Annotated in this window: 27 protein-coding genes; 20 read left to right on the plus strand and 7 right to left on the minus strand. The window is 52.6% G+C overall.

Features of this window, described 5'->3' with window-relative positions:
• Positions 1–271: 271 nt before the first annotated feature.
• The 4 genes from guaD to xdhA are packed head-to-tail and all read right to left on the minus strand — an operon-like array spanning position 272 to position 6,302.
• Complete coding sequence (gene guaD, locus ACIGG6_RS17620) at positions 272–1,585, minus strand: guanine deaminase (RefSeq protein WP_399846376.1); 1,314 nt, start codon at positions 1,583–1,585, stop codon at positions 272–274.
• 1 nt (position 1,586) lies between these two features.
• Positions 1,587–2,447 carry a xanthine dehydrogenase accessory protein XdhC gene (gene xdhC, locus ACIGG6_RS17625; RefSeq protein WP_399846346.1) on the minus strand — a complete coding sequence of 287 codons (861 nt, stop codon included), beginning with the start codon at positions 2,445–2,447 and terminating at the stop codon, positions 1,587–1,589.
• Positions 2,444–4,867: a xanthine dehydrogenase molybdopterin binding subunit gene (gene xdhB / locus ACIGG6_RS17630; RefSeq protein WP_399846348.1), complete on the minus strand. Its 2,424-nt coding sequence runs from the start codon at positions 4,865–4,867 to the stop codon at positions 2,444–2,446. The genes xdhC and xdhB overlap by 4 nt, the downstream gene beginning before the upstream one ends.
• Positions 4,851–6,302, minus strand: coding sequence for a xanthine dehydrogenase small subunit (gene xdhA / locus ACIGG6_RS17635; RefSeq protein ID WP_399846351.1), 1,452 nt, complete (start codon positions 6,300–6,302; stop codon positions 4,851–4,853). The genes xdhB and xdhA overlap by 17 nt, the downstream gene beginning before the upstream one ends.
• A gap of 207 nt (positions 6,303–6,509) precedes the next feature.
• Between xdhA and ACIGG6_RS17640 the strand changes: the two genes are divergently transcribed.
• Both ACIGG6_RS17640 and hrpB read left to right on the plus strand, forming a co-directional pair.
• Positions 6,510–7,160 carry a TetR family transcriptional regulator C-terminal domain-containing protein gene (locus ACIGG6_RS17640; RefSeq protein ID WP_253506177.1) on the plus strand — a complete coding sequence of 217 codons (651 nt, stop codon included), beginning with the start codon at positions 6,510–6,512 and terminating at the stop codon, positions 7,158–7,160.
• Between the two features lie 3 nt (positions 7,161–7,163).
• Complete coding sequence (gene hrpB / locus ACIGG6_RS17645) at positions 7,164–9,608, plus strand: ATP-dependent helicase HrpB (RefSeq protein WP_399846354.1); 2,445 nt, start codon at positions 7,164–7,166, stop codon at positions 9,606–9,608.
• A gap of 14 nt (positions 9,609–9,622) precedes the next feature.
• On the opposite strand, the gene ACIGG6_RS17650 is transcribed toward hrpB, so the two are convergent.
• The gene (locus ACIGG6_RS17650) at positions 9,623–9,859 is read right to left on the minus strand and encodes a hypothetical protein (protein ID WP_044629444.1); all 237 of its coding nucleotides are present in this window, start codon (positions 9,857–9,859) and stop codon (positions 9,623–9,625) included.
• 92 nt (positions 9,860–9,951) lie between these two features.
• Positions 9,952–10,305 carry a hypothetical protein gene (locus ACIGG6_RS17655; RefSeq protein ID WP_399846356.1) on the minus strand — a complete coding sequence of 118 codons (354 nt, stop codon included), beginning with the start codon at positions 10,303–10,305 and terminating at the stop codon, positions 9,952–9,954.
• Between the two features lie 135 nt (positions 10,306–10,440).
• Between ACIGG6_RS17655 and ACIGG6_RS17660 the strand changes: the two genes are divergently transcribed.
• The 5 genes from ACIGG6_RS17660 (at position 10,441) to ACIGG6_RS17680 (ending at position 15,040) form a co-directional block, all read left to right on the plus strand.
• Positions 10,441–10,614 (plus strand): DUF2970 domain-containing protein, encoded by a 174-nt coding sequence (locus ACIGG6_RS17660; RefSeq protein ID WP_082051444.1) that lies wholly within the window; start codon positions 10,441–10,443, stop codon positions 10,612–10,614.
• A 125-nt stretch (positions 10,615–10,739) separates the two neighbouring features.
• Entirely contained in the window at positions 10,740–11,855 is a 1,116-nt protein-coding gene (coxB, locus tag ACIGG6_RS17665) for a cytochrome c oxidase subunit II (protein WP_058576335.1), read from the plus strand.
• A gap of 48 nt (positions 11,856–11,903) precedes the next feature.
• Positions 11,904–13,562 carry a cytochrome c oxidase subunit I gene (gene ctaD, locus ACIGG6_RS17670; RefSeq protein WP_399846358.1) on the plus strand — a complete coding sequence of 553 codons (1,659 nt, stop codon included), beginning with the start codon at positions 11,904–11,906 and terminating at the stop codon, positions 13,560–13,562.
• Between the two features lie 36 nt (positions 13,563–13,598).
• Positions 13,599–14,183 carry a cytochrome c oxidase assembly protein gene (locus ACIGG6_RS17675; protein WP_399846360.1) on the plus strand — a complete coding sequence of 195 codons (585 nt, stop codon included), beginning with the start codon at positions 13,599–13,601 and terminating at the stop codon, positions 14,181–14,183.
• On the plus strand, positions 14,180–15,040 hold the full coding sequence (locus ACIGG6_RS17680; protein WP_399846362.1) for a cytochrome c oxidase subunit 3: 861 nt from the start codon (positions 14,180–14,182) through the stop codon (positions 15,038–15,040). Before ACIGG6_RS17675 ends, ACIGG6_RS17680 begins: the two co-directional genes overlap by 4 nt.
• A 4-nt stretch (positions 15,041–15,044) precedes the next feature.
• Here the strand turns inward: ACIGG6_RS17680 and ACIGG6_RS17685 are convergent, their stop codons facing one another.
• On the minus strand, positions 15,045–15,236 hold the full coding sequence (locus ACIGG6_RS17685) for a DUF2909 domain-containing protein (protein WP_399846364.1): 192 nt from the start codon (positions 15,234–15,236) through the stop codon (positions 15,045–15,047).
• 61 nt (positions 15,237–15,297) lie between these two features.
• On the opposite strand from ACIGG6_RS17685, the gene ACIGG6_RS17690 reads away from it, so the two are divergent.
• The 13 genes from ACIGG6_RS17690 to ACIGG6_RS17750 all read left to right on the plus strand — a co-directional run bounded on the left by ACIGG6_RS17690 (position 15,298) and on the right by ACIGG6_RS17750 (position 26,695).
• Complete coding sequence (locus ACIGG6_RS17690; protein ID WP_354702729.1) at positions 15,298–15,942, plus strand: SURF1 family protein; 645 nt, start codon at positions 15,298–15,300, stop codon at positions 15,940–15,942.
• 1 nt (position 15,943) lies between these two features.
• Positions 15,944–16,450, plus strand: a complete 507-nt coding sequence (locus ACIGG6_RS17695) for a hypothetical protein (RefSeq protein WP_399846366.1) — start codon at positions 15,944–15,946, stop codon at positions 16,448–16,450.
• Between the two features lie 36 nt (positions 16,451–16,486).
• Entirely contained in the window at positions 16,487–17,554 is a 1,068-nt protein-coding gene (locus ACIGG6_RS17700) for a heme A synthase (protein ID WP_399846368.1), read from the plus strand.
• Positions 17,555–17,611: 57 nt separating this feature from the next.
• Positions 17,612–18,079, plus strand: coding sequence for a DUF2489 domain-containing protein (locus ACIGG6_RS17705; protein ID WP_228168471.1), 468 nt, complete (start codon positions 17,612–17,614; stop codon positions 18,077–18,079).
• Positions 18,080–18,326: 247 nt separating this feature from the next.
• Complete coding sequence (locus tag ACIGG6_RS17710; RefSeq protein WP_083023516.1) at positions 18,327–19,196, plus strand: OmpA family protein; 870 nt, start codon at positions 18,327–18,329, stop codon at positions 19,194–19,196.
• 213 nt (positions 19,197–19,409) lie between these two features.
• Positions 19,410–21,332 carry a threonine--tRNA ligase gene (thrS, locus tag ACIGG6_RS17715; protein WP_399846371.1) on the plus strand — a complete coding sequence of 641 codons (1,923 nt, stop codon included), beginning with the start codon at positions 19,410–19,412 and terminating at the stop codon, positions 21,330–21,332.
• 12 nt (positions 21,333–21,344) lie between these two features.
• Entirely contained in the window at positions 21,345–21,884 is a 540-nt protein-coding gene (infC, locus tag ACIGG6_RS17720; RefSeq protein ID WP_399846378.1) for a translation initiation factor IF-3, read from the plus strand.
• An 81-nt stretch (positions 21,885–21,965) separates the two neighbouring features.
• Positions 21,966–22,160 carry a 50S ribosomal protein L35 gene (gene rpmI / locus ACIGG6_RS17725; protein ID WP_009724291.1) on the plus strand — a complete coding sequence of 65 codons (195 nt, stop codon included), beginning with the start codon at positions 21,966–21,968 and terminating at the stop codon, positions 22,158–22,160.
• Positions 22,161–22,217: 57 nt separating this feature from the next.
• On the plus strand, positions 22,218–22,571 hold the full coding sequence (gene rplT, locus ACIGG6_RS17730; protein ID WP_009097607.1) for a 50S ribosomal protein L20: 354 nt from the start codon (positions 22,218–22,220) through the stop codon (positions 22,569–22,571).
• Positions 22,572–22,727: 156 nt separating this feature from the next.
• Positions 22,728–23,747, plus strand: coding sequence for a phenylalanine--tRNA ligase subunit alpha (gene pheS, locus ACIGG6_RS17735; protein WP_253505396.1), 1,020 nt, complete (start codon positions 22,728–22,730; stop codon positions 23,745–23,747).
• Between the two features lie 26 nt (positions 23,748–23,773).
• The gene (pheT, locus tag ACIGG6_RS17740; RefSeq protein WP_399846373.1) at positions 23,774–26,155 is read left to right on the plus strand and encodes a phenylalanine--tRNA ligase subunit beta; all 2,382 of its coding nucleotides are present in this window, start codon (positions 23,774–23,776) and stop codon (positions 26,153–26,155) included.
• A 67-nt stretch (positions 26,156–26,222) separates the two neighbouring features.
• Positions 26,223–26,522, plus strand: coding sequence for an integration host factor subunit alpha (locus ACIGG6_RS17745; protein WP_044629429.1), 300 nt, complete (start codon positions 26,223–26,225; stop codon positions 26,520–26,522).
• 47 nt (positions 26,523–26,569) lie between these two features.
• Positions 26,570–26,695: a hypothetical protein gene (locus tag ACIGG6_RS17750; RefSeq protein ID WP_399846374.1), complete on the plus strand. Its 126-nt coding sequence runs from the start codon at positions 26,570–26,572 to the stop codon at positions 26,693–26,695.
• The last annotated feature ends 18 nt before the right edge of the window (positions 26,696–26,713 follow it).

The raw sequence follows: 26,713 nt of genomic DNA on the forward strand, positions 1-26,713 counted from the left end.
AAGCCGTGCGATGAGGGTGGTGAGTCAGGCCGCGAGTGTACGCCTGCTCTAAACGCAACGAACCCACCAAAATAGGTGGGTTCGTCAGCAGTCTGGAACCCAGCCATTAGGCTGGGTTTTTTGTTGGGCGCTCGAAAGCGCGCCATGACCCAAGCCCCGTGCACCGCCTGCTCGGGGCTTTTTGCTGTGAACGTACTATGCCCGCGGGGTATCAGCAATAAAAAAGCCGCTCGTTAGGAGCGGCTGGGTGACCATAAAACAGTCGCTGGTATTAATCCCTGCGGTGTTGGCAGCGGCCTCCCGCCCAGGTTTCATAAATAGCACGGTCATCAGCTAACATCATTAAGGCAAATAAGCGTTCTCCAAGCGTCGTACAATGTTGGGTGCGACGCTTAAGAAGTGAGGTGGCCTGCGGGTCGATAACTACAAAGTCTGCTTCATAGGAAGGCGCCAACTGGCCGACATGGTTATCAAGCGAAAGCGCCTTTGCATTTCCATGGGTTAATCCATAAAAACCCTGCCAAGCAGTTAGCGGTTGACCGCGCAACTGGCCGACTTGATAAGCACTTTTTAAGGTGCCAAAGCCTGAAAGGTCGGTACCTGCGCCTATATCACTGGCGTAGGTGTATGCCATCCCTGTTTCTTGAGCAGCCTCTCGATCAAAAAGCCCGCTGCCTAGAAATAAATTGGAACTCGGGCAAAAAGCAATGTTAGCGCCACGTTCCGCTAAGCGTTTGCGCATTCCGTTATCAAGGTGAATACCATGGGCAAACGTGCTTCTTGGGCCGACTAACCCGGCCTGTTCATAAACAGATAAGTAATCTCGGCTGCCGGGAAAGAGCTCAGCCACCCAGTCGAGTTCTCCACTGTTTTCGGCTAGATGCGTTTGTAGCCAAAGAGTAGGATCATTGCGAAGCAGTGCGCCTGCCGCATCCATTTGGGTTTTAGTGGAGGTGGGGGCAAATCGTGGTGTGACGCTGTAACCAAGCCGCTGCTTACCGTGCCAGTCTTCGATTAGACGCTCCGTATCGGCAATGCCTGATGTACCATCCATCAGCGCGTCAGGTGCATTGCGGTCCATCAACACTTTTCCTACAAGCATGCGCAGCTGGCGTTTTTGGCAGGCAGTAAAGAAAGCGTCCACTGACCCTGGATGACTAGAGCCAAAAACCTGCGCAGTTGTTGTGCCCGCTCGCAGCATTTCATCTAGAAAAGCATTGGAAAGTGCCTCTGCGTGAGCATGGTTCGCAAATCGGCACTCTTCAGGAAAAGTATAGTCATTAAGCCAGTCTAGTAATTGTCGACCGTAAGAGGCCATGATATCTAGCTGAACGTAATGAACGTGGGTATCAATAAACCCCGGCATGATTAATTTGCCGCGATAATCGAGTACTTGGCTGTCCGTAGGTAGTTCGCTGATAAGATCAGCGTAATGACCGACTGCCTGTATATGGCCATCTTTTATCCATAATAGGCCATCACCGTAGTGTTCAAGGCTGCTTGGTTGGGGCATGTTGTCTTCGCCGGGGTCTCTGGCAAAACTCACCAGCTCAGCGCGAATAAACGTATCGGTAAAAGAGGTCATATCAACTCTGATGTGTCGCTGTATCGTTAAATAGGGCACGCAGGGCAGCAGGTTCAAGTCCGCGTGTTTGATCAGGGGTGGGGTGATCGGTTAACCAAAGAAGCTCTGTCACTACCGTCATGGCAATCGCGTAGGGAGTTTTATTGCTGAGCTTTGTGTCATGAACGGTACCTATAGGGCAACGCACCCGCTGTATGGCTTCAGGCGTATAGCCATCACGTTTTAGTCGGCTTTGAAAGCTAACCCATTTACTGTCAGACCCAATGAGCCCAATAGACGCAATATCTGGGCGTTGAATCAGCGCTGCGATCAGAGCGTAGTCTTCATCATGATTATGGGTGAGGACCAACACGTGGCTGTAGGGTCGCAGGGCTGAAACGCTCTCTTGAGGGTTAGTCAGTGAGTGGCAGTGCAGCCTTGGCTGCTGTTGATCCTGTATGCCAAACATATCGTTGCGGCTGTCGTACCAATCAATGTGCCAGGGTAGCGGCGCGCTGAGTTTGGCAATTTCGCGTCCGACATGACCAGCACCAAACAGGGCAATGTAACTAGAAGCACCAGGAAATACTTCTAGCAACACATTCACAAAACCTCCGCAGCACTGACCACTCCGCCCGCCTAGCGAAAAGGCTTCTAAGTGGAAGCCAGAGCTTCCTTGCCGCAAAAAATCTCGAGCCGCTTGGATGGTTTGCCACTCAAATGTTCCGCCCCCTAAGGTGTCGAAAATCTCATCGGCGGTCACCACCATTCGCGCACCCGGCTCCCGGGGGGTCGACCCTGCACTGGTCACTTGCGTTGCCAGCACATGGGGTATCCCGCTACGTTGCAAGCGGTGCAGTGCCGCGTGCCATGTTTCGGTCATAGTGCTTTCTTCCTAATCTCATGGGCGGCTAGCATCACTCTTTCTGGGGTTGCTGGCGTGTCCAAGTGAGGCGAGGTGCGGTAATCCGTCAAACTCGAAAGCGCATCGCGTAGCGCAGACCATACGCATATGCCGAGCATAAAGGGGGGTTCTCCCACCGCTTTCGAACGATAAAGGCTCGCCATTGAGTTGGGGTGGCCTTCTAGGAGGTCAACATTGAATACGTGGGGTAAATCGCCGTAGGTGGGGATTTTATAGGTGGCTGGGCCATCGCTCACCAGTACGCCCTTAGCGTTCCATTTCAGCTCTTCACTGGTTAGCCAGCCCATGCCTTGAATAAACCCACCCTCTACTTGGCCAATATCAATAGCAGGGTTCAGTGAGTTGCCTACATCGTGTAGTACGTCAACACGGTCAACCAAATACTCCCCGCTGAGTGTATCTACACTTACTTCAGCCACTGCCGCGCCGAAAGCGTAATAATAAAAAGGGCGGCCTTGGCCTGTAGCCCGGTTGTAATGGATTAACGGCGTGGCATAAAAGCCTTTCTCAGAAAGAGAGACACGGTTCAAATAGGCGGTTTGAACGAGTTCGCCCCAAGGAATTCGACGCTCACTTTCGCCAATGCCAGCGATGAGCATGCCATGCTCTAGCCTCATACCTTCTCTATCTAACCCGCCCTCAAAATGCCCCGCTGCAAACTCAAACAACCGCTCCCGAAGCTTGCTTGCGGCGTCTCGTGCTGCCATACCGTTTAGGTCAGCACCGCTGGATGCGGCGGTGGGTGAGGTATTAGGCACCTTATCTGTGCGGGTAGCGCTGATCCGCACGCTATCCAGATCTAGTCCAAGCTCTCGGGCAACCACTTGGCAGATTTTTGTGTGCAGCCCCTGGCCCATTTCTGTGCCGCCGTGGTTAATCATGATGCTGCCATCGGTATAGACATGCAGCAGTGCCCCTGCTTGATTAAGATGCTGGGCGGTGAAAGAGATACCGAACTTGACAGGAGTCAGTGCGAGCCCTTTTTTAATAACAGGGCTTGCCGCGTTGTAGTCCCGAATGTGTTGTCGGCGTGCCCAGTAGTCGCTGCTCGTTTCCAGGGTGTCAACCAGCGTGTGCAGAAGCTGCTTTTGGTCAACCTGCTGACCATAGTGGGTGGTATCTCGCCCCTCCCGGTAAAAGTTGCGCTTACGAATCGTTAAAGGATCTTCACCAACGCGGTGGGCAATATCATCCATCGCCGCTTCAATGATCATCATGCCCTGGGGGCCACCAAAACCACGAAAGGCGGTATTTGACGCCGTATGGGTTTTAGCGCGGTGGCCGGTGACGCGGGCATCTCCCAATGAGTAAGCGTTATCCGCGTGGAACATCGCGCGGTCAACGATGGCATCAGAGAGATCTGGTGAATAGCCGCAGTCACCAATAACGGTAATATCGCCGCCTTTGATAACGCCTTGGGCATCAATCGCTAATTGATAGCGGTTATGGAAAGGGTGGCGTTTTCCAGTGGCACGCATATCTTCACTGCGTGGCAGGCGAAGTCGCGTGGCTTTACCGGTACGCCGAGCAATAATGGCGGCAATGCAGGCCCAGGGCGATGCTTGTGTCTCTTTACCGCCAAAGCCGCCGCCCATACGGCGCACTTCTACAGTGACCGCATGAAAAGGAATACCGAGCACTTCTGCCACCAATTTTTGGGTCTCACTGGGGTGCTGGTTAGAGGTATGAACCATCACCCCTTCATCCTCCGTGGGCACCACAATGCACGCTTGGCCCTCGAGATAGAAGTGCTCCTGCCCACCGATAAATAGCTCGCCTTCTATGGTTTGTTCGGCTTGCTGTAAGGTAGTTTGCCAGTCGCCCCGCTCCTGCACGTGGGTTGGGCGAACAACCTCTTGACGTCCAGCAGCGGCCACAGGATCTAGGCTAGCCGGTTGTTCGTCGATATGCAGTGTGGCCAGCTTCACGGCTTGGCGAGCTGCCTGTAAAGAGGTGGCAGCCACTGCAAATAGGCATTGCCCCGCGTAACTGATCTCCTGGTCGACAAAAATAGGGTCGCCGGGGAACACCGGCCCAATATCTGTGTGTCCTGGTACATCATGGAGAGTGATCACGTCGACAACGCCAGGCGCCTGTCTTACAGCATCAAGTTCCAGTTTCGTTAGCGTGCCGTGAGCGACAGGTGAAAGGCCGAGCGCCACGTGCAGGGCATCTTGGGGTGTTTTAATGTCATCAATATAGGTTGCTTTACCGGTGACATGTTTCTCTGCGCTTTCATGGAAGCTGGAAGCACCGGCTTGCCGTTGCCCGTGGCTATCCACCGTATGGCGAGCCAGTGGACCAGAACCTTGGATATGGTCATGCAGCTCGCGGCGAGCGCGGCTGCTGTCGCCATCAAGCTTAGTGAGCGTACGCATGGAGCATCACCTCTTGATTAGGTACTGAGAGCGATAGATAAAGGCGTTCGAGCAGGTTGGCTGCCACCTGATGACGATAGTGTTGAGTACCGCGCACATCGCTCATGGGTTGAAACTCTTCCGATAGTGTCCGCTGTGCCGCTTGAAAGTTCTCTTTCGCGATAGGCTGCCCTGTTAACGCTGCCTCTGTTTGTTGCGCTCGCTTAGGGATGGCCGCCATGCCGCCAAAGGCGATACGAACATCCTGCATAACGCCATCGTCGAGACGATAATGGAAGGCTCCTAGTACGGCAGAGATGTCGTCTTCACGCCGTTTGGAGAGTTTCCATACTTTCAGGACGGCGTCGTCCGCCAATTGTGGAATAAATATTCGACTCACGACTTCATCCGCTGCCAGCGCCGTTTTTTTATAATCCAGGAAGAAGTCGCTCAGCGGCAGCGCGCGACTGCCATCCTGGTTAGCCAGTTCTACCCAGGCGTTGAGCGCCAGCAGTACGGGTGGAGTGTCGCCAATGGGCGATGCGTTGGCAATATTGCCACCCAGTGTGCCGCGGTTACGCACCTGCTGTGAGCCGAGCCGGTGAAGTAGATGAGCAAAGGCGGGATAGTGGGTTTCTAGCAGTGGCTCGAGCTGTGAATAGGTGACGCCTGCGCCGATCCACCAGCCTGGCTGCTCATCAAAAATGGCTTCTTCAATATGGCGCAGCTCATTAACCCGCGTCACATCAATAAGTTGATTAAGCGACGCCAGGCGCTGCGTATTTTCCAGCCACAGATCGGTGGCACCGGCAACAAGGCGTGCAGATGGGTAGTGTCGGCGTAGTTCAGTTAGTTGACTCAGTGTCGTTGGCTGAGCAAAGAGGTCCGTGTTGGCTTCCGCAGATTGAGGAGCGGTAAGTGGAGTATGAGCGGGTTGGCTGGCATCAATCCATTGCGGTGCTTTCCAAGAAGACTCCTGCATGCTTAGCGCTGCGTCACGAATAGGCCGATATCCGGTACAACGGCACAAGTTGCCACCCAGTGCTGCTTCAAGCCGCTCTGGCGTAAGGGGTGCTGGCCGCTGTTGCTGTTGTGAATGTAGCGTAAATAGCGACATTACGATGCCGGGCGTGCAGAAGCCGCACTGGCTGCCATGGCACTCCACCATGGCACGCTGTGCCGGGTGAAGTTCTTCGTCAGTGGCCAAGCCCTCTACGGTTAGCAAGTGCTGGCCATGTAACTGGTGAGCGGGTGTAATACACGCATTCAGGCTTACAAAATGAGGCGCTGTATCGCTTTTAATGGCGACGGTACATGCGCCGCAGTCACCCGATGCACAGCCCTCTTTCGTGCCGGCCATCCCCAAATAGTCGCGTAGCAGCGTTAGAATGCTTGTGTCAGGGGGCACATGACACCGGGTCGGGGTGCCATTGAGCAAAAACTCAATTGTTGCCATGCCAAACTCCGTTATGATTGTTTTGACCGATCGGTCAATAATGTTGAGCTTGGGACAAAAATGCAAACCTTGCAAGACTTTGTTATATGAGATGTGGCATGCACTATTAGTGCGCATCGCACTGCGAAATGCACAGTGATGCGACACGCACGCTTGGTAGACATTTCTCGCGATTACACTGCAAGGTTTATTAAAGGAGCTTACTGAATGACGGCTGATACCGCGAACCAAGAAAATGCCAGCAGGGACCGTATTGAACAAACTATATTAAGCGCTGCAGAGCAGGTGTTTTCACAGCATGGTTATCGTGGTGCTAGCCTGCAGGCGATTGCAGACCAAGCCAAGCTGCCAAAAGCCAATATTCTTTATTATATGGGGAGCAAGCAGGCACTGTATGTGCGACTGCTAAATCGGATGATGAATCGCTGGAATGCGGTACTAGAGGATATTACTGAGGATAGCGACCCAGGGCAGGTGCTCAGTGATTTTATTCGCACCAAAATGATGCTTGGGCAGCGTTACCCTGAGGGGTCCAAACTGTTTGCCGCAGAGATATTGGCGGGGGCACCTTTCTTAAAAGAGTATCTCTCCGGCGAACTAAAGGAGTGGGTAGCCTCCCGCGCAGTGATTATTCGTCAGTGGTCCCAGCAGGGTAAAATGGACGATGTTGATCCACGTTGGCTGATCTTTCTAATTTGGTCGGCCACTCAACACTACACAGAATATAGCGCTCAGGTGACCGGTATTCTTGGAGAAGAAGCGCTGAGTGAGGCTGACTTGGCTTCCATTTGTCAGTTCCTTGAGCACGTTATCCTGAAGGGATGCGGTATAACTTCCTCTAATGCAACCTCGCACTGATTCATGACCATATCGCTTCCCATTGAACAACATCTAAGCTCCATTCAAACCATGCTGGCCGAGCACACTCGGCTTATTCTGGTGGCTCAACCAGGTGCCGGTAAAACAACCCGTGTCCCGCTAATGTTACTCTCCAGCGCCTGGGCGCAAGGTCAGCGTCTCTTACTGTTAGAACCGCGTCGCGTCGCCGCTCGCTTGGCAGCCACCTTTATGGCATCACAGCTCAACGAACAGGTAGGTGAAACGGTGGGCTACCGAATGCGGGGCGATAGCAATGTAGGCCCCAATACCCGGCTGGAAGTGGTCACCCAAGGCGTGCTTACCCGCATGCTGCAAGACGATCCTTTATTGGAAGGGGTGGCGGGCATTATTTTCGATGAGTTTCATGAGCGAAGCATTGAAGCAGACCTAGGACTTGCGTTAGCACTGGATGTACAAGAGAGCATCCGTGATGATCTTCGGCTAGTGGTGATGTCTGCCACATTGGATGTCGCTGCTTTAAAAGGTGTGTTAGGTAGTGACACCCCCGTTATTGAGAGTAGTGGCCGCGAATTTCCAGTGGAAACGCGCTACTGCCCTGTGGAAGCTCATGAATCATTAGATAGGGCTGCCTTGCGAGTCACCAAGGAGGCACTGAAGCGAGAGGGTAGTCGAGATGTGCTGGTAATACTGCCCGGTATCGCAGAAATTTCCCGGCTTGTGCAGGCTCTAGAAAGTAGCAGTATGGATGTTGAGATTCGTGCGCTTCATGGAAGCATGCCGCTCGACGCCCAGCAAGCGGCATTGCGGCCTCTTAGAACACGGCAACGTGTCATCGTTTCAACCGCCATTGCGGAATCCAGCGTTACCGTCGATGGCGTCAATAGCGTGATTGATGCTGGCTTAGAACGAGTGCCGCTATTTAACCCTCGCACTGGGCTTACGCGTCTCATGACCCGGCGGGTGAATAGAGCGAGTGCTGACCAGCGACGTGGCCGAGCGGGTAGGCAGCAGCCTGGCGTTTGTTACCGCTTATGGTCAGCTGAGCAGCCGCTGGTCGCTTATGGTGAGCCTGAGATGTTGCAGGCTGATTTATCTAAATTAGCGCTAGAGCTAGCGCTATGGGGTGTGCACTCGCCGAGTGAGCTTTCATGGGTGACACAGCCACCTGAAGGAGCATGGAAAAGTGCCCAAGCGCTGTTGCAGCAGCTTCGCTTAGTAGATAGTGCCGGTATGTTGACCCCGCTGGGTAAACAGAGCGCTCAACTGCCCCTCGAACCTCGTTTAGCTACCATGCTCATTCAAGCGGCATCATTTGAAGCGGTGCCACTTGCCTGTGCCTTAGCGGCTTTAATGGAAGGCAGGGAGCGCATCAATGGCACGCTGCGCGACGCCTTAGCTCAAAGGGTTAACCAGCCTGCGGCTTATCCTCAGTGGCGACATGAAGTAAAGCGATTGTCGAGCCTGATGCGTTCGCCTGTGCCGCGGCACAGCTCCTTGGAGCAGCTTGGTGCGCTGCTTTGCCTAGCATACCCGGATCGCATCGCTCAGCTGATGACACCGGGTCGTTTTAAACTGGCTAACGGTAAAACCGCTACGCTACCTGCTCACCATCCACTGGCTCAAGAGCCTTTTTTAGTGGCAGTGAGTGTAGAGAGCGCTAACAGCGAGGCAGGCATCTATTTAGCAGAACCTATCACGTTAGCCACGCTGATTAACTTTTACCCCGAGACCCAGCAGTGGGAAGAGCGCATTGTCTGGTCAGAAGAGCAGGGTAAGCTGGTTGGTGAAGCCGTTCAGCGGCACATCGAGCTTGTGTTAGCAACACGCCCACTGCGGCGGTTGCCTGCCGACGCGGTAGAAAAAGCGCTAATGGCAGCGTTAAAACAGCGTCCCAACATGCTGTTTAACGCACAAGTGCTTCAACTGCAGGGGAGAATGGCGCTGCTCTTTGGCGCTTATCCTGAACAGTGGAACGATTGGTCCGACTCTGCGTTGTTAGGCAGTCTCGAGACATGGCTGGCCCCCTATATGGCGGGTCTGACGCGCTTAACGCAGTTGCAAAAACTGCCGTTTCACACGTATTTAATGAACACGCTTGATTGGAAGCAGCAGACTCAGCTAGAGCGCTTAGTGCCCAGTTTGATAGAAGCGCCTAGTGGCAATGCCGTTAAAGTGGATTACACACCCTGCCGGGAAGGCAGGCCACCGGTGCTGGCGTTGAAGCTTCAGGAAGCCTTTGGCTGGCAGGCAACGCCCACCGTAGTGGATGGGCGTGTACCAGTGACACTTCACTTGCTTTCCCCTGCACGACGGCCACTGCAGGTGACTCAAGATTTGCGAAGCTTTTGGTTGAACGGCTACTCAGAAGTACGCAAAGAAATGCGCGGGCGATACCCAAAGCACCCTTGGCCAGAAGATCCTCTTACCGCTCAAGCCACAGCATATACAAAGCGCCGCCAGCGTTGAAAGGCTTGCCTTTCTTAGTTGCTCGGAGCGTCTTCACGCGGCGTTTCTTCTGGAATTTCACCGGGCTTGCGGTAGCGTACACCGTCGGCTTGGGGCTCTTCATAGCGGCGGTTTTCATCTTCAGGTACTACGCCCAGCACGGTCTCTTGGGAGCCATCTGGCCACGTATAAGTGGTGCAGCCCGCGAGTGGCAAAAGCGGCAATAAGGCGAAACACAGGTGGCGAAGAACGACTCCACGATGCTTGGGCATACACGGCTCCCTTGACAGGCCATTTTAGTTTTAACTTGGTGATGCATAGTGTGAATTGCCGGACTACAAGCCGCAAGCTTATTTACGCGTCGCTAAATTTCCTCCCAAAGGCAGCGTCGAAAGTCGTTCGATAGCTGCGTCACGCCAGCTATGCGGTCTGCATGGGCATCGGCTAGCGTTTTTGCCAATGCCTGATAGTGTTCGTTTAACTCGGCGTGTGTGCAACGCCTGCGATTTTGGGTGAGGCATTGCACCAACGTAATGTTGCTTTGGGTGATGGCATGAAATAAATCAGCCTCTAACTGCATAGCCTGAGTCATGCTTTCAATCCAGATCAGCTGTAGCCGCAACATGGGTTGCGCACTCTGTAGATAATAGTGTTGCCACCAGTTAGATATAGGCGAAGGAGAGCCGGTTGGAGGCGGCGCTGTCTCTTGACCCTTCATAGCAAACTCCTTTTTTTGATCAAGCTGCTTTTCAGGCAGCACGATTCATAAAATTGCCTATCCTCAACTATAGCTGAGTGCTTCAGGGCAGTTGCCAAATTGAGTATGAAATACCTCAACCTTGAGGGAGGCTCTATGTGGTCAGTGGTTAAGTCAGTATTAGCAGCACTACTAGGTGTTCAGAATGACCGCCAGCGTCAGCAGGATTTTTCAAACGGCAAGCCGGTCGCCTTCATTATCACGGCGGTGGTAGTGACGATGATGTTTGTGCTGCTCTTAGCAGGTATTGCGATTTATGCGGCGGGATGAAGCGTTGAGAGGCATCACGATAGTAGTTCGTGACGAATGCCACATGTTTTCTATACTGATCGATATCACTTAACCCTGACCTAATAAAAGGGTTGGCGAGAACAACAAGAATAAAGGAGGTTTCTATGCGCTTACCGTGGCAATGGCTTCTCACCATTACCAGTGTCGCAAGTCTCTCTCAAGCCCACGCTAGCAGTTGGAATATGCCGGTGGGGGTCACTGATACCAGCCGCAATATTTTTGGCCTACACATGACCATATTTTGGGTGTGTGTAGTGATTGGGGTGATCGTCTTTGGTGTCATGTTTTACTCCTTGTTTCGCTATCGTCACTCTAAAGGAGCCAAAGCTGCCCGCTTCCATGAACATACCTCCGTTGAAGTGCTGTGGACGGCCATTCCCATTTTGATCTTGGTAGGTATGGCGGTACCTGCAACGGCCACGCTTAAAAATATGTATGACGCCTCTGAGGCGGATCTAGACATTATGATCACGGGGCAGCAGTGGCGCTGGCGTTACGAGTACCTAGGAGAGGACATTGCCTATACCTCGAACTTAAGCACCACACGCGAACAGATTCGAGGCGAATCCGAGCGAGACGAGCACTATTTGCTCGATGTTGACGAGCCTCTCGTGCTGCCTATTAATCGCAAAGTACGCTTTCTGATGACATCAGACGACGTGATTCACTCCTGGTGGGTTCCAGAGCTTGCTGTTAAACAAGACACCATTCCTGGCTTTATTAATGAAAATTGGGTGCAAATTAACGAGCCTGGTATCTATCGTGGCCAGTGTGCCGAGCTGTGTGGTGTGAATCATGGCTTTATGCCCATTGTGGTGCATGCCATGGAAGAAGCGGAGTTTGAAACATGGCTTGAAGAGCGCAAAGAGGCTGCTGAGCAAGAGGCAATGGGTGTTGATCGCGAATGGGCTATAGAGGAGCTAATGGCTCGCGGTGAAGAGGTGTATCAATCTATTTGCTCTTCCTGTCATCAAGGCGAAGGGCAGGGCGCACCGCCAGCCTTTCCAGCGCTCGCCGGAAATGAACAGCTTATTAATGAACTCGACTGGCATTTGGATCGCGTGATTAACGGTGTTTCTGGAGCCGCCATGCCTGCTTTCCGCAATACGCTGAATCCGGTAGAGATAGCGGCTGTTGTGACCTATACGCGCAACGCTTGGGGGAATGAGACTGGTGATACCGTTCAGCCAGCTACGGTGGCCGAGCGTATTGCCCAGTAGGTGTTGACCAACTTCTTCTACTAAAACGATAAGCATGCGGAGAGACATATGGCGCCCAAACTACCTCCACAACACTCACTGCAGCATAGTTCGTCTGCCGTGGCTGGTGGCCAGTCTCAGGAAGGCCAGTCGCATTACCCTCATGCAGCCCAACCCAAAGGCTTGATGCGTTGGCTGCTGACCACCAATCATAAAGAGATTGGCTCGCTATATCTGATCTTCTCGCTCACGATGTTTTTTGTCGGCGGCATTTTTGCGCTCGTGGTTAGGGCTGAACTATTTCAACCTGGTTTGCAGTTGGTAGAGCCCGAGTTATTTAACCAGATGACCACCATGCATGGCCTGATTATGGTGTTCGCAGCCGTTATGCCAGCGTTTACAGGCCTAGCTAACTGGATGATTCCGCTGCAAATTGGAGCCCCCGACATGGCCTTGCCGCGGCTAAATAACTTCAGTTTCTGGCTACTGCCGGTCGCTTTTACCCTGCTGCTGTCTACTCTTTTTATGCCTGGGGGCGGCCCCAACTTTGGCTGGACATTTTACGCTCCGTTATCAACAACGTATGCGCCAGCTTCAACGACTTTTTTTATTTTAGCGCTGCATATGGCAGGCATTAGCTCTATTTTGGGGGCGATTAATATCATCGCGACCATCCTGAATATGCGTGCGCCTGGCATGCGCATGATGGATATGCCGCTATTCGTTTGGACATGGCTGATTACGGCATTTCTACTTATCGCCGTAATGCCGGTGTTAGCGGGCGTTATTACCATGATGTTGATGGATATTAACTTTGGTACCAGCTTCTTTGATGCAGCGGGCGGAGGAGATCCTGTCTTATTCCAGCATCTGTTCTGGTTTTTTGGCCACCCAGAAGTCTACATCATGATCCTGCCAGCATTTGGCATCGTGTCGGCGATTATCCCTACGTTTGCTCGTAAGCCCTTATTTGGCTACGCCTCGATGGTTTATGCCACTGCAGCCATTGCGCTGCTGTCATTTCTGGTGTGGGCGCACCATATGTTTATTGTGGGCCTGCCTTTGACGGCGGAACTGTTCTTTATGTACTCCACCATGTTGATTGCTGTGCCAACAGGGGTGAAGGTATTTAACTGGGTGACAACGCTATTCCGCGGGTCAATTAGTTTTGAGCCTCCTATGCTTTTTGCTTTGGCGTTTGTAGTGCTATTTACCATTGGCGGCTTTTCAGGCCTGATGTTAGCCATCGCCCCCGCTGATTTTCAGTATCACGATACCTACTTTGTGGTGGCGCACTTCCACTATGTATTGGTGCCTGGCGCGATCTTCGCCATCATGGCGGGCGTTTACTACTGGTTGCCTAAATGGACAGGCCATTACCCTAACGAGCGTCTGGCGCAGTGCCACTTCTGGTGCTCAATCATTGGGGTCAATCTAACCTTTTTCCCCATGCATTTTGCCGGTTTGGCAGGCATGCCTAGGCGCATCCCTGATTATGCGCTGCAATTTGCCGATTTTAATCTGCTCTCAAGTATTGGCGCCTTCTTCTTTGGTGCCTCGCAGCTACTCTTTGTGCTGGTGGTAGTGCTGTGTGTACGAGGTGGCCAAAAAGCGCCTGCAAAAGCTTGGGAGGGTGCTGTTGATTTAGAGTGGAGTGTGCCTAGCCCTGCGCCGTTACACACCTTTGAAACGCCGCCGGTATTTCACCGTGCTCAATCGCATGATTAATACATAAAAGCGTTGGAGAAGGCGGAGGGATGAAAAATGGCAGCAGATGGTTCTCAACAAGCTGGCGTTAGGCGGACCGTCATTCGCAGTGTCGCAGCCCTTATTGGCATGTTTGCCTTTGCGTTTGCCTTAGTTCCTCTTTACGACGTGTTTTGTCGGGTAACGGGATTAAACGGAAAGGTCGATACCACGGCAAAAGCTATCATCCATGAAGAAGTGGATCAGTCGCGCTTCATTACGGTTCAATTTATTACCCGTGGTAGTGCGGGGCTGCCATGGCAAATGAGTGTTGAAACGAGGCAAATGCGGGTACATCCAGGCCAAACCGCAGAAGTGGATTTTACCTTTACGAATAACAGCCACCAAGAAAGTTGGGGACGCGCTGTGCCTAGCGTATCACCCTCTAGTGCAACAACGCATTTACGTAAAGTCAGCTGTTTTTGCTTCCAAGAACAGCAGCTACAAGGCGATGAGCGACTAACCATTCCGCTGGTGTTTCAGTTAGCTAAAGACTTACCTGAAGAAATCAGCACCATTACCTTGGTGTATACCCTATACCCGGTACAGCGCATTGCGCTTAATCCACTCAATAACAATAACGCGGCGGGGGATGAAATATGAGCGGCGGCAGCTATTACGTTCCTGCGAACAGCCGGTGGCCTATTTTAGGGTCGCTTGCGCTAGGTGCCATGATGGCCGGTATTGGCATCAAGTTAGTTTACAACACCGGGGCGCCATTATTAGTTATTGGCTTACTAAGCGTTATTTGTGTCATGGGGTTTTGGTTTCGAGACGTCATTCACGAGTCGATGGGCGGTTTATACGACGCGCAAATGGATCGCTCGTTTCGATGGGGAATGGGCTGGTTTATTTTTTCAGAAGTAATGTTTTTTGCCGCTTTTTTTGGCGCACTGTTTTATGTAAGAACCTTCACGATTCCATGGCTAGGAGGGGAAGGGGCAAAAGGCGTATCTGCTTTGTTATGGCCCGAATTTGTTCCTCAATGGCCGCTACTCAATCCCCCTGATGCCTCTGTGGCAGGGCCCGCCAGCGTGCTTAGCCCCTGGCAATTACCCTTAGTGAACACACTGATTTTGGTGACATCAAGTATCACACTAACGGTTGCCCATGAAGCTCTGAAGCTTGGCTATCGTCAGACCTGTCGTAACTGGCTAGCAGGCACAGTACTGCTGGGCATTTGCTTTATCCTTATCCAAGGCGTCGAGTATTATGAAGCCTATCATCATTACGGTATTACCCTAGAGGCCGGTATTTTTGGGGCTACTTTTTTTATATTGACAGGCTTTCATGGTCTCCACGTCATTATTGGTACGCTTATTTTGGCGAGCATGCTGGTAAGAATTATCAAAGGTCACTTTGCTAACGATCATCACTTTGGTTTTGAGGCATCCTGCTGGTATTGGCATTTCGTTGATGTAGTGTGGGTAGGGCTCTTTATCTTTGTTTATGTATTTTAGCGAGTTATCCAAGCTCGCCAGATAAGAAACCAAAGAGAAGCAGGGCCATCATCACGCAGGCTAACGCAATGCGCCATTTAAGCGATGTGAGTAACCGCCTGGAGGTATTTTCGTCATGTAGTAAAAAGCCTGCACCTGCGGCTAAGCTGGCCACCATTCCTATAAACACTAATGCAATGAGCAGTTTTAACCACATGATGAAGCCCTCTTATTTTCCAGCGCGACTATACGCATGGTGTGTGTTTTGGAGTGTTGTAGTGGTTTTAGGGTTGCTCCTAGGACTATGGCAGTGGGAAAGGGCCGCTGACAAGCGCGAACTGCTAGCCATTCGTGATGCAGCGCCAACAGTGGTTGAGCCAATCCAAACACCGGAAGGAGGGGCGCAGGTGCATCTACGTGGCGACTATCTTGAGCAGCACACGCTTTACTTAGATAACCGTATCGTTAACGGTCGCCTAGGCGTCGCGGTGTTGACACCTATGAAAGACTCCCATGGGCAGCTCTGGTTAGTACAACGTGGTTTTATTGAAACAGGTACAAGCCGGGCGTCTCCTTCGGTATTCACCCCTCATGGCACGGTTGAGGTGTCTGGCGAGTGGCAGGCGGAGCAATCGCAAGGGCCGCTTTATGGAGCCAACCAAGAAGGCGTTAGGCTTCAGCAGCTGAGCTTGGCTCCTTGGGAAGAGGCGTTGGGCGTCTTCAGCCATAATGGCTGGCTTCATGCCCAGCAGGGTGCAGGTGTTTTTACCCCTTGGTGGGAGGCAAATGTGATGCCGCCAAGCCGGCATCTTGGCTACGCTTTTCAATGGTGGGGACTGGCGCTGGCAGCGTTGGGGATCATGCTATTGGGTGGATACCGTCTAGTGAGCGACTTTCGAGAAAGCTACGAAGGAGGGCGTTAACATGCACCACCGTCGTCCAGTACGTTACGTAAGGCTTAAGGTGGTTCTCTTGTTTGCCATTTTTGCCGCTCCTATTGTGACGGCCTGGGGAATGGTGACTTGGAATGTTGGAATTCCTCAGGGCCATACTGCCCACGGAAAAGTAACCATAGATGTGCCGCCGCTTGAGGATTGGCCGCTGATGGCTTCCATCACTGCCTCTGAACAATGGACGCTGATATTAGACTGCGGCGCAAACTGTGTGCAGCAACAGGATGAACTGTGGCGGTTACACCGTGCATTAGGGCGTGAAGCCACTCGATTAAAGCGATTAAGAGTTGGTGGTGACGATGCCACGCTGCCTGGGGAGACGGTGACCGTTTGGCAAAGCGTACCCTCTTGGAGCATTGCGCACAGCGTTTGGTTATTCGACCCCATGGGAAGACCAGCACTCGCGTTTACTCAAGAAGCGGCAACCGCCGACATTCTTGATGACATCCGGCACCTATTCAAAGTAAATCCTATTTAGCTTATGTTCGGCTAGCAATAGCCGTAAGGAAACTTAATGAAGACCTACCGAGAGTGCCGTCTTCGTTGGCTCATGAGGGTTACGCTGGCGGGAACCCTGTTGACTGCGTTCGTCATATTGGTAGGCGCATGGACTCGGTTAATGGATGCTGGCCTAGGCTGCCCTGATTGGCCTGGCTGTTATGGGCGCCTAATTGTGCCTGATAGTGAGCATGTTGCCCTTCGCCATCCAGATGCTCCCTTAGAGCCCTTTAAAGCGTGGGTGGAAATGGCTCACCGATATGTGGCGAGCTTTCTAGGGTTGATAGTACTTAGCGTTCTTGCGCTGGGTTGGTCGGTACGTAATCAAGCGGGTTATCCATGGCGGTTAAGCATGGTTCTGTTGGCCGTTATTCTGTTACAAGGGGCGTTTGGTGCTTTTACTGTGACATTAAAACTATGGCCGCAGGTGGTGACACTTCATTTGCTGGGTGGGTTGAGCGTTTTAATGCTGTTTTTTTGGCTGCATCTTCGCATACGCCGTTCATGGCGTGGGCAAATAGGGCAGGCTAAAAAGGGTGGCGTACTGTGGTACTTGGCAGGTGGGGTTTTATTGTTGCAGCTTGCACTGGGTGGCTGGGTCACAAGCAACTATGCCGGTATTGCTTGCCAAGGATTCCCTACCTGTAATTCACAATGGTGGCCAAGCATGGACCTAAGCGAAGGCTTCCACCTCACCCAAAACGTTGGCCCTAATTATCTCCATGGTCAACTACACGCAGATGCTCGCACCGCTATTCATATGGTCCATCGTATGGGAGCACTGTTGTTGGGTGCCGCTTTACTAGCGTTATGGTGGCGCTATCGGGGCATCAAAGTAGTCAGCATCGCCTTGAGTCTCGCAATAGGAGCTTATTGCTTACAGGTGGCGCTTGGGGTCGCTAACGTTCTGCTCTGGCTGCCGCTTTGGTTAGCCTTGTTGCATACGGCAGGGGCTGTATTGCTAGCGCTGAGCATGGGATGGGCGTGGTGGTGCTGGCGGTACCAAAAGGCGGGGCAGGTTACTGTTCTTTGCCCATCAAATGCAAGCAACCTGAAGGCGCATGAATCAGGTTGGTCTACTTGAGGCAATTAGGTGTACAATTCTCGTTAAGCTATTTACTTACTGGGTATAAGGAGCTCTATGAGTTCTACGGTTGCACTTATACTGCTTGCGCTGGCTGTTACGGTCATCGCTGCACTCGGCGGCTATGCTTTCTTCTTGCGCAAAGAGGTAAAGCGACGCGAGGAATTTCGACTTGACGAAGAGCAGCGCGCTCAGCAAAACAGTCTTGAAAACCTTGATTATGTGGTGAGTGCGCTCGTCCAAGAGCAGGTTGATATCACCGAAGGTTCGTGGCGCTGTAAGGTGCTGCTTGAAATTGTTGACCCTAGCTTGACGGAGCGCCCTGAGTTCCGGGCGTTTGCGGATGTATATGAGCGCACTCGCCATTTAAAGACACACTCTGCGCGAAAACAGCTCACGCCTAGGGAAAGAATGCAGGAAGACAAGGAGCGCCTAGCCGTTGAAGACGAAATGCGTCCCGCTGTGCTAGCTGCCGCTGCTGAGGTGCTTAAATGGCGGGCTGAGAGCCCATCTACACTTCAGTGAAATTTTTTAATGTCAACGATGCCAGCTTTGCTATGCTGGAAGGGCCAGTATTGGCAAGAAGTTGATATATTGGCATTGTTGCCTTCTAACGCCGAAACGTTAATGATAGGCGCCTTGTTCGGGTTCAGGGGGCGGGTTGTCCTGCCCTTGAAGCAGAACAGCGAAAAATGGATGCTCTCGCGATAAGAAGCATTGGATAGATTTGGTCGATTGACCAAATCAGCATTGGATCAAGAAGGAGTCTTGCATGAAAAAATCAACGACTGGCTTGCTAATCGGTTCTGCACTTGTAGTAGGTCTTTCTGGCTGTGCCAGTTCTGCCTCTCAGTCTTCCGGTCAGGCAAGCGCTAGCAGCGATCGTAGCTGGTATCAGCATCCGGCTGTTTGTGGTTTGGCGGGTGGTCTTATTGGTGGCAGCATTGGCTATGCCACCAGCGGTAGCTCTGATGAAGAGAGCGGTTCTGCCACAGGTGCTGTAGCAGGTGCTGCTATTGGTGGTCTGTTGTGTGCAGATCGCACTCCCGAGCCGGTAGCACCGCAGTGCCCGAGCTACGGTGAAGTGCCAGCTGGCGTTGCTGTTGATGCCGAAGGCTGCCCGCTGGACTCCGACGGTGATGGCGTGCCGGACTACCGTGACCAGTGCCCGGGCACGCCGGCTGGTGTAGAAGTTAACGCCAACGGTTGCCCGCTGGACTCCGATAACGACGGCGTGCCGGATTACCGTGACCAGTGCCCGAATACCCCGGCAGGCGTTGAAGTAAACGCACTGGGTTGTCCGGAAAGCGTTGTTCTTCAGGATGTGAACTTTGAGTTCGATTCCGCCCAGCTAACACCGAATGCACAAAATGTTCTTAACGGCGTTGCTGAGCGTCTGGTTAACAACCCAGATGTACGTGTGAGCATTGAAGGTCACACCGATTCTCGTGGTTCTGATCAGTACAATAAAGACTTGTCACAGCGTCGTGCTGAGTCTGTTGCTGCTTATTTAGCCCAGCGCGGTGTAGAAGCTAACCGTATGCGTGCTGTTGGCTATGGCGAAGAGCGTCCGATTGCTACCAACGACACTGACGAAGGTCGTTTCCAGAACCGTCGTGTAGAACTGGATGAGTGGAAATAATCCACTTAGCTGAGTAATCAATGGGTAGAGCCAGCATGCTGGTTCGTTAAACCCTTTGACAAAGAACGGGAGGCTTATGCCTCCCGTTTTATTTTACGCAGTCATAAATTCTGGTAGGCTGAGCAGCCTTCAAGATGTGCCCAACACCCCCGACCATTGATAGCGAAATGTGATCCTTGGTATGGATCACCACTGCGCTCAAGGAATACCTGAATGCCTATTGTGACACTGCCCGATGGCAGCCAAAGAACGTTTGAAGCACCACTCTCTATTATGCAGCTGGCAGAGTCCATTGGCCCTGGTTTGGCCAAGGCCTGTGTGGCAGGCAAAATTAACGGGGTGCTGGTTGATGCTGCCGATACGATTGAGCAGGATGCGGACGTCTCTATTATTACTGCCCGCGATGAAGAAGGTTTGGAAATTATTCGTCACTCGTGTGCTCACTTGATTGGTCACGCGGTGAAACAGCTATATCCCGATGCCAAAATGGCCATCGGTCCTGTAATTGATGATGGCTTTTATTACGACATTGACTTTGGCAAATCAGTCACGCCAGACGATATGGAAGCCATTGAAAAGCGCATGCAGTCGCTCATCGATCATGAGTACGATGTTATTCGTGAATACGTCGGCCGCGACCAAGCGATGGCAACGTTTGAAAAGCGTGATGAGCCGTATAAGCAAGAGATCATCCGTGATATCCCGGAAGGTGCGACTATCCGCCTTTACCACCACGAAGAGTACACGGACATGTGCCGTGGGCCCCATGTGCCTAACACAAGACACTTAAAAGCATTTAAGCTAACGAAGCTGGCAGGTGCTTACTGGCGTGGTGACTCCTCCAATCCGATGCTGACGCGCATTTATGGCACGGCATGGGGCGATAAAAAGCAGTTAAAAGCTTACTTGAAGCGGCTGGAAGAAGCTGAGAAGCGAGACCACCGTAAGCTAGCGCGGAAGATGGACTTGTTCCACCTTCAAGAAGAAGCGCCGGGGATGGTTTTTTGGCACCCTAACGGTTGGACGATGTATCAGGCGTTAGAAGAGTACATGCGTAAAATTCAACGTGAGCATGGCTACCAGGAAATCAAAACGCCGCAAGTAGTGGATTTGTCACTGTGGAAGAAATCAGGCCACTGGGGACATTACAGTGAATTGATGTTCACCACAGAGTCGGAAAAGCGCGAGTATGCGGTGAAGCCGATGAACTGCCCATGTCACGTGCAGGTCTTTAATCAAGGCCTTAAGAGCTACCGTGACCTTCCGCTACGTTTGGCCGAATTTGGTAGCTGTCATCGAAATGAACCTTCAGGCTCGCTGCATGGTCTGATGCGGGTTCGTGGGTTTACGCAAGATGATGCCCATATTTTCTGTACCGAAAGTCAGATTCAGGCTGAGGCTGAGGCGTTTATTGCTCTAACGCTGCAAGTCTATAAAACGCTCGGTTTTGAAGACGTTGAGCTCAAGCTCTCCACCCGTCCCGAAGACTTTCTGGGTGAAGCCGAAATGTGGGATCGGGCAGAGCAGGGCCTTGAGGCCGCGCTGAACGCTACTGGCTTGGCTTGGGATCTGCAGCCGGGTGAAGGTGCGTTTTATGGGCCGAAAATTGAGTTTGCGTTAAGAGATTGCCTGAATCGTGTTTGGCAGTGTGGTACTCTTCAGCTAGATTTTAATTTGCCAGGGCGTTTAGGGGCGCAATACGTCGATGAAGACGGCACGCGTAAAACCCCTGTAATGCTCCATCGTGCTATCCTGGGCTCATTTGAACGATTCCTGGGTATATTGATTGAGCATTACGCTGGTGCTATGCCACTATGGTTGGCCCCGCAGCAAGCTGTGCTTATGACCATTACCGACGCGCAGCGTGATTACGCGCTCGATTTGGAGCAGCGGCTGCAAAAAAATGGCTTACGGGTTAAGGCGGACTTGAGGAACGAGAAGATCGGCTTTAAAATCCGTGAGCATACGTTACAGAAAGTTCCCTATCTCCTTGTGGTGGGAGATAAGGAAGTCGAAGCTGACTCAGTGGCCGTGCGAACTCGCAGCGGCGAAAATCTCGGAACCATGACCATCGATGAATTCATCGAGCGTTTTAGTAACGAGCGAGCAGCCCTGGCGACATCGTCAATTGCCTAAGGAGACGGAGCGATCAAGCGAAGCAACCAGCGCGGGCGTCCACAAGACAAACGCCCACCAATGAACGAGCGTATTATCGAAGAAGAAGTGCGTTTAATTGATGCCGAAGGTGAACAGTTGGGTGTTGTGCCCACCACCGAGGCTCTTGAACGCGCGGAAGCTGCCGGTTTAGACCTCGTGCAAATATCGAATGCCGATCCCATCGTCTGTAAGATTATGGATTATGGCAAATTCGTTTTTGAGACCAAGAAGCAGAAAGCGGCTCAAAAGAAGAAGCAGAAGCAAATCCAGGTTAAGGAAGTTAAATTCCGTCCTGGCACCGACGAAGGCGATTATCAGGTTAAGCTTAAAAACCTGATCCGCTTTTTGGAAGGTGGTGACAAGGGTAAGGTCACATTGCGCTTCCGTGGTCGTGAAATGGCGCACCAGGACATTGGCCGTAAGCTAATGGAACGGATCGCGGCAGACCTGGAAGAGATCGGAGCGGTGGAGTCTTTCCCGAAAATGGAAGGCCGCCAAATGATCATGATTCTTGCCCCGAAAAAGAAGTGATCCAACGGCGAAGTTAACGGGCCAGCGCGAAGGCGCTGGTCGGCCCTGGGTTTTCTAAAAAATATCGAGCGGAGTTCTCTCATGCCGAAAATCAAAAGCAACAGCGGCGCTGCTAAGCGCTTCAAAAAGACCGCTAACGGCTTCAAGCACAAGCAGTCTTTCCGTAGCCACATCTTGACCAAGAAGTCGACCAAGCGTAAGCGTCAGCTGCGTGGCATGAAGCAGATTCATGCTTCCGACAAAGCGCTGATCCAGCGCATGCTGCCGAACCTGTAAGGTCGAATTTTCTTATCTGAGTGCATTTAGCCTCAGTCATAAAGTCAGGAGTGTGTTATGACCCGTGTTAAGCGTGGCGTAGTTGCCCGTCGTCGCCATAAAAAAGTACTGAAGCAGGCCAAAGGTTACTACGGTGCCCGTTCGCGTGTTTTCCGCGTAGCCAAACAGGCTGTCATCAAAGCCGGCCAGTATGCGTACCGTGACCGTCGCAACCGCAAGCGCCAATTCCGCGCTCTGTGGATTCAGCGTATCAACGCTGGTGCGCGCATCAACGGCATGTCTTACAGCCGCTTTGTTGGCGGTCTGAAGAAAGCCGGTATTGAAATTGACCGTAAAGTGTTGGCCGATCTGGCAGTACACGAAAAGGCAGCATTTGCTGCTATCGTGGAAAAAGCCAAGGCTGCCCAATAAGGCAATTCGCACTGAGCTAAATTCAGTGTGAAATGCCGAGGTCATTTCAGTGTGACCCATGCAGGGGAAGAGCAGCCGCTCTTCCCCTGTTTTTTTGTCACCTTCAACATGCCAGCCATCTTTAAAGATGGAACCGCTTAATTCGGAGTAAATCGGATGGACCACCTTCCTACTCTGGTGTCAGAGGCCCGCGATGCTATCCAAGCTGCGCAGAGCGTCTCAGCGCTAGATGAGTTGCGCGTACGTTACTTGGGTAAAAAAGGCGAAGTGACGGCCTTATTGAAAGGGTTGGGCAAACTATCGGCAGAAGAGCGTCCTGCGGCTGGTGAGCAAATTAACCAAGCCAAGCAAACGCTATCAGCCGAGATAGACGCCAAACGACAGCAGCTTGAGAGTGAGGCGCTGAATGCCCGCTTGGCAGCTGAGCGGATCGATGTAACATTGCCGGGGCGTGGGCAGGAGAGTGGTGGCTTGCACCCTGTGACACGCACGCTTGAGCGTATAGAGGGTTTGTTTACCCGCATTGGTTATGATGTGGCGGTAGGTCCTGAGATTGAGGATGACTACCATAACTTCGAGGCGCTCAATATTCCCGCGCATCACCCGGCGCGGGGGATGGCAGATACGTTTTATTTCGACGCTACACGCTTGCTGCGTACTCATACATCTCCTGTGCAAGTACGCACCATGAAGAGTAGTGAACCGCCCATCCGTATCGTCTGCCCGGGGCGCGTCTATCGCAGCGACTCGGACCTGACGCATACGCCGATGTTTCATCAGGTAGAAGGTCTGTTGGTCGATGAGGGCGTGAGCTTTGCTGATCTAAAAGGCACCATTGAAGACTTCCTTCAGGCGTTTTTTGAGCGTGATGATCTATCGGTCCGCTTCCGCCCCTCTTACTTCCCATTCACTGAACCCTCTGCTGAGGTCGATATTCAGTGCGTGATGTGTAGTGGTAACGGTTGTCGTGTTTGCTCACATAGCGGCTGGCTGGAAGTGATGGGCTGCGGGATGGTGCACCCTGAAGTTTTCCGGCACTCCGGCATTGATACCGAACGATACACCGGCTTTGCCTTTGGTATGGGCGCAGAGCGTTTGGCGATGCTGCGCTACGGCGTTAATGACCTGCGCTTGTTCTTTGAGAACGACCTGCGCTTTCTTCGTCAATTCACCTAAGACCGCTGCCAGCGACGGGAATCAACATGAAATTTTCAGAACAGTGGCTGCGTGAATGGGTAGCCCCGCAGCTTGATACTCAGGCCATTGCCGATCAGATCACCATGGCGGGCCTTGAAGTGGATGCCGTTGAAGCGGTCGCCGCTGCCTTTAGCGGTGTGGTCGTGGCTGAAGTGCTGTCCAAAGAGAAGCATCCTGATGCCGATAAGCTCAACGTATGCACGGTGAACGACGGTACCGGTGAGCCGGTGCAAGTAGTGTGCGGTGCGCCCAACGTTGATGTGGGCCAGAAAATTCCCTTCGCCCAAGTGGGTGGCGTGCTGCCGGGCGATTTTAAAATTAAAAAGGCAAAACTGCGTGGCGTTGAGTCGCGTGGCATGATCTGCTCGGCATCAGAGTTGGGATTAGAAGAAGAAACCTCTCCTGGCATCCTAGTGTTACCGGCGTCGGCCCCCGTGGGCACGAGCTTTCGCGAGTATATGCAGCTCGACGATATGACCATCGAGGTGGATCTCACTCCTAACCGCGGCGACTGCCTGAGCATTAAAGGTCTTGCGAGAGAGGTAGGTGTGCTTAATCGCCTGCCGGTGAGTGGCCCTGAGATCACAGTCGTTGAAGCGAGTATCGACGATACTTTCCCCGTCACTATTGAGGCGGCTGAGCAGTGCCCGCGCTACTTAGGGCGTGTTATTAAGGGCGTGAATGTAGAGGCTGAAACGCCGCTGTGGATGGTTGAGCGGCTACGTCGTAGCGGCGTACGCTCGATTGACCCCGTCGTGGATGTCACCAACTACGTCATGTTAGAGCTTGGTCAACCGCTGCATGCGTTTGATCGGGACAACCTGCAGGGTGGCATTACTGTCCGTTTGGCACGAGAGGCGGAGCGTTTAACACTGCTGGATGGCCAAGAGGTAGCACTTCGCCCTGAAACACTGGTAATTGCCGATGAACGTGGCCCCCTGGCAATGGCTGGCATCATGGGTGGAGAAAATTCAGGGGTAAACGAAAAAACGCACACGATTTTTCTTGAGTCGGCCTTTTTTGCTCCGCTTGGCATTGCTGGGCAGGCGCGTTCCTACGGTCTGCATACCGACGCATCGCATCGTTATGAGCGTGGCGTCGATCCAGAGCTTCCTGCCATGGCGGTTGAGCGTGCCACAAAGCTCCTGATGGAGATTTGTGGGGGGCAGGCAGGGCCCGTGGTTGAGACGGTAAGCGATGAGCATTTACCGGCACCGCGCATCATTATGCTCCGCGAGGCTCGCCTTGAGAGTGCGCTCTCCAAGCGGCTGCAGCCGGATGATGTCACCGATATCCTTCAGCGTTTAGGGCTTGAGGTTGATAAACAGGCGGAAGGTTGGTCAGTGGTCGCCCCTAGCTGGCGTTTTGACGTTGCCATTGAGGAAGACCTCATCGAGGAAGTGGCGCGTATCCATGGCTACAATAACCTTCCGGTTCGTCGCCCAGCCGCTCGACTAGCACTTCGCCCAGCTAACGAGGCACTCCTCACTCAGGCTCAGTTGCGCAACCAGATGGTTGCTCGCGGTTTCCAAGAAGCGGTGACATACAGCTTCGTAGCGCCGGACCTGCAGGCAGCAATGCTGCCAGATGCTGTGTCCCCCGTGCTTGCGAATCCGATTTCGTCGGACCTCTCGGTAATGCGCGCCAGCCTTTTCCCGGGTTTAGTGCGTGCCCTAGAGTATAATCTCAATCGCCAGCAAACCCGTGTGCGCATTTTCGAGACAGGGCTGGTATTTAACGGCCACCTCGATAACTTAACCCAAGAGCCGATGATGGGCGCCTTAGTGTGCGGTGGCCGTGAAGGGGAAGGGTGGAACAGCACTAAGGCTCAGGTAGATTTTTATGACCTGAAAGGAGATCTAGAGAGTCTTTTGGCAATGGGTGGGGCCCAGGAAGTTTGGCGCTTTGAACCGGGCGAGCATCCCTCTCTGCATCCTGGGCAAACCGCCCAGCTCTTTTACAATGGCGAACCCGCCGGCTGGATTGGCACACTGCACCCGCAAGTGCGTGCCAAGCTGGGGCTTAAAGTTGATGCGGTGCTGTTCGAAGTTCGCCTAGATGTATTGAGTCAGGGGGAAATTCCCGCCTTTGAGCCGCTTTCACGCTACCCAGAAGTGCGACGCGATTTGGCGTTTATGCTCAAAGAGGCAACGCCTGTGCAAGCGCTACTTGATTGTGCAAAAACTCAGGCAGGCGATTACTTGAAAGACATTAAGCTATTTGATGTCTATGCTGGTAAAGGCGTAGCCGAGGGTTATAAGAGCATTGCATTAGGCTTGACCTGGCAGCACGCTTCGCGCACGCTAAATGATGAAGAAATCAACCAGTTGGTCGACTCGATCATCACTAACGTGCGAGCCGAATTAGATGCCGAACTTCGCGGCTAACTAAGCTATGCCATGACACGACGCTTATCACGTTCTTGGCAATGCGTATGCTACATGGAGGAGCCCTATGGGTGCGTTGACCAAAGCAGAGCTAGCTGAGCATTTGCATACTGAGCTGGCGCTGTCAAAGCGAGAAGCAAAAGCGATGGTGGAGGCGTTCTTTGAAGAAATCCGCGCCTGTTTGCGTGAAAACGAGCAGGTGAAACTGTCGGGGTTTGGTAACTTTGACCTGCGTGATAAGCGCGAGCGGCCTGGGCGAAACCCTAAAACTGGCGAAGAAATCCCTATCTCTGCTCGGCGTGTGGTGACTTTTCGCCCCGGGCAAAAGCTAAAGCAGCAGGTAGAACGCTACTCAAGTGGTCAGTAGTGGGCAGTAGCGAGTACATCAAGCTGCCCAACGAAAAGGAGTGCCTAATGGCACTCCTCAGACTGCTGACGAACCCACCTATTTTGGTGGGTTCGGTGCGTTTAGAGCAGGCGTACACTCGTGGCCTGACTCACAACCCTCATCGCACGGCCTCTGCTCATCGTCGGGTATAACGCCCTCTGAAGAGCCCT

Origin of the sequence: Vreelandella lionensis (genome assembly GCF_044543515.1) — a bacterium.
In the GTDB taxonomy this organism is placed as follows: domain Bacteria; phylum Pseudomonadota; class Gammaproteobacteria; order Pseudomonadales; family Halomonadaceae; genus Vreelandella; species Vreelandella lionensis.

What these genes read in the sequence shown, in the direction of transcription:
- guaD (WP_399846376.1), bottom strand. Translation starts at nt 1,585, where the DNA reads ATGACCTCTTTTACCGATACGTTTATTCGCGCTGAGCTGGTGAGTTTT.
- xdhC (WP_399846346.1), bottom strand. Translation starts at nt 2,447, where the DNA reads ATGACCGAAACATGGCACGCGGCACTGCACCGCTTGCAACGTAGCGGG.
- xdhB (WP_399846348.1), bottom strand. Translation starts at nt 4,867, where the DNA reads ATGCGTACGCTCACTAAGCTTGATGGCGACAGCAGCCGCGCTCGCCGC.
- xdhA (WP_399846351.1), bottom strand. Translation starts at nt 6,302, where the DNA reads ATGGCAACAATTGAGTTTTTGCTCAATGGCACCCCGACCCGGTGTCAT.
- ACIGG6_RS17640 (WP_253506177.1), top strand. Translation starts at nt 6,510, where the DNA reads ATGACGGCTGATACCGCGAACCAAGAAAATGCCAGCAGGGACCGTATT.
- hrpB (WP_399846354.1), top strand. Translation starts at nt 7,164, where the DNA reads ATGACCATATCGCTTCCCATTGAACAACATCTAAGCTCCATTCAAACC.
- ACIGG6_RS17650 (WP_044629444.1), bottom strand. Translation starts at nt 9,859, where the DNA reads ATGCCCAAGCATCGTGGAGTCGTTCTTCGCCACCTGTGTTTCGCCTTA.
- ACIGG6_RS17655 (WP_399846356.1), bottom strand. Translation starts at nt 10,305, where the DNA reads ATGAAGGGTCAAGAGACAGCGCCGCCTCCAACCGGCTCTCCTTCGCCT.
- ACIGG6_RS17660 (WP_082051444.1), top strand. Translation starts at nt 10,441, where the DNA reads ATGTGGTCAGTGGTTAAGTCAGTATTAGCAGCACTACTAGGTGTTCAG.
- coxB (WP_058576335.1), top strand. Translation starts at nt 10,740, where the DNA reads ATGCGCTTACCGTGGCAATGGCTTCTCACCATTACCAGTGTCGCAAGT.
- ctaD (WP_399846358.1), top strand. Translation starts at nt 11,904, where the DNA reads ATGGCGCCCAAACTACCTCCACAACACTCACTGCAGCATAGTTCGTCT.
- ACIGG6_RS17675 (WP_399846360.1), top strand. Translation starts at nt 13,599, where the DNA reads ATGGCAGCAGATGGTTCTCAACAAGCTGGCGTTAGGCGGACCGTCATT.
- ACIGG6_RS17680 (WP_399846362.1), top strand. Translation starts at nt 14,180, where the DNA reads ATGAGCGGCGGCAGCTATTACGTTCCTGCGAACAGCCGGTGGCCTATT.
- ACIGG6_RS17685 (WP_399846364.1), bottom strand. Translation starts at nt 15,236, where the DNA reads ATGTGGTTAAAACTGCTCATTGCATTAGTGTTTATAGGAATGGTGGCC.
- ACIGG6_RS17695 (WP_399846366.1), top strand. Translation starts at nt 15,944, where the DNA reads ATGCACCACCGTCGTCCAGTACGTTACGTAAGGCTTAAGGTGGTTCTC.
- ACIGG6_RS17700 (WP_399846368.1), top strand. Translation starts at nt 16,487, where the DNA reads ATGAAGACCTACCGAGAGTGCCGTCTTCGTTGGCTCATGAGGGTTACG.
- ACIGG6_RS17705 (WP_228168471.1), top strand. Translation starts at nt 17,612, where the DNA reads ATGAGTTCTACGGTTGCACTTATACTGCTTGCGCTGGCTGTTACGGTC.
- ACIGG6_RS17710 (WP_083023516.1), top strand. Translation starts at nt 18,327, where the DNA reads ATGAAAAAATCAACGACTGGCTTGCTAATCGGTTCTGCACTTGTAGTA.
- thrS (WP_399846371.1), top strand. Translation starts at nt 19,410, where the DNA reads ATGCCTATTGTGACACTGCCCGATGGCAGCCAAAGAACGTTTGAAGCA.
- rpmI (WP_009724291.1), top strand. Translation starts at nt 21,966, where the DNA reads ATGCCGAAAATCAAAAGCAACAGCGGCGCTGCTAAGCGCTTCAAAAAG.
- rplT (WP_009097607.1), top strand. Translation starts at nt 22,218, where the DNA reads ATGACCCGTGTTAAGCGTGGCGTAGTTGCCCGTCGTCGCCATAAAAAA.
- pheS (WP_253505396.1), top strand. Translation starts at nt 22,728, where the DNA reads ATGGACCACCTTCCTACTCTGGTGTCAGAGGCCCGCGATGCTATCCAA.
- pheT (WP_399846373.1), top strand. Translation starts at nt 23,774, where the DNA reads ATGAAATTTTCAGAACAGTGGCTGCGTGAATGGGTAGCCCCGCAGCTT.
- ACIGG6_RS17745 (WP_044629429.1), top strand. Translation starts at nt 26,223, where the DNA reads ATGGGTGCGTTGACCAAAGCAGAGCTAGCTGAGCATTTGCATACTGAG.
- ACIGG6_RS17750 (WP_399846374.1), top strand. Translation starts at nt 26,570, where the DNA reads ATGGCACTCCTCAGACTGCTGACGAACCCACCTATTTTGGTGGGTTCG.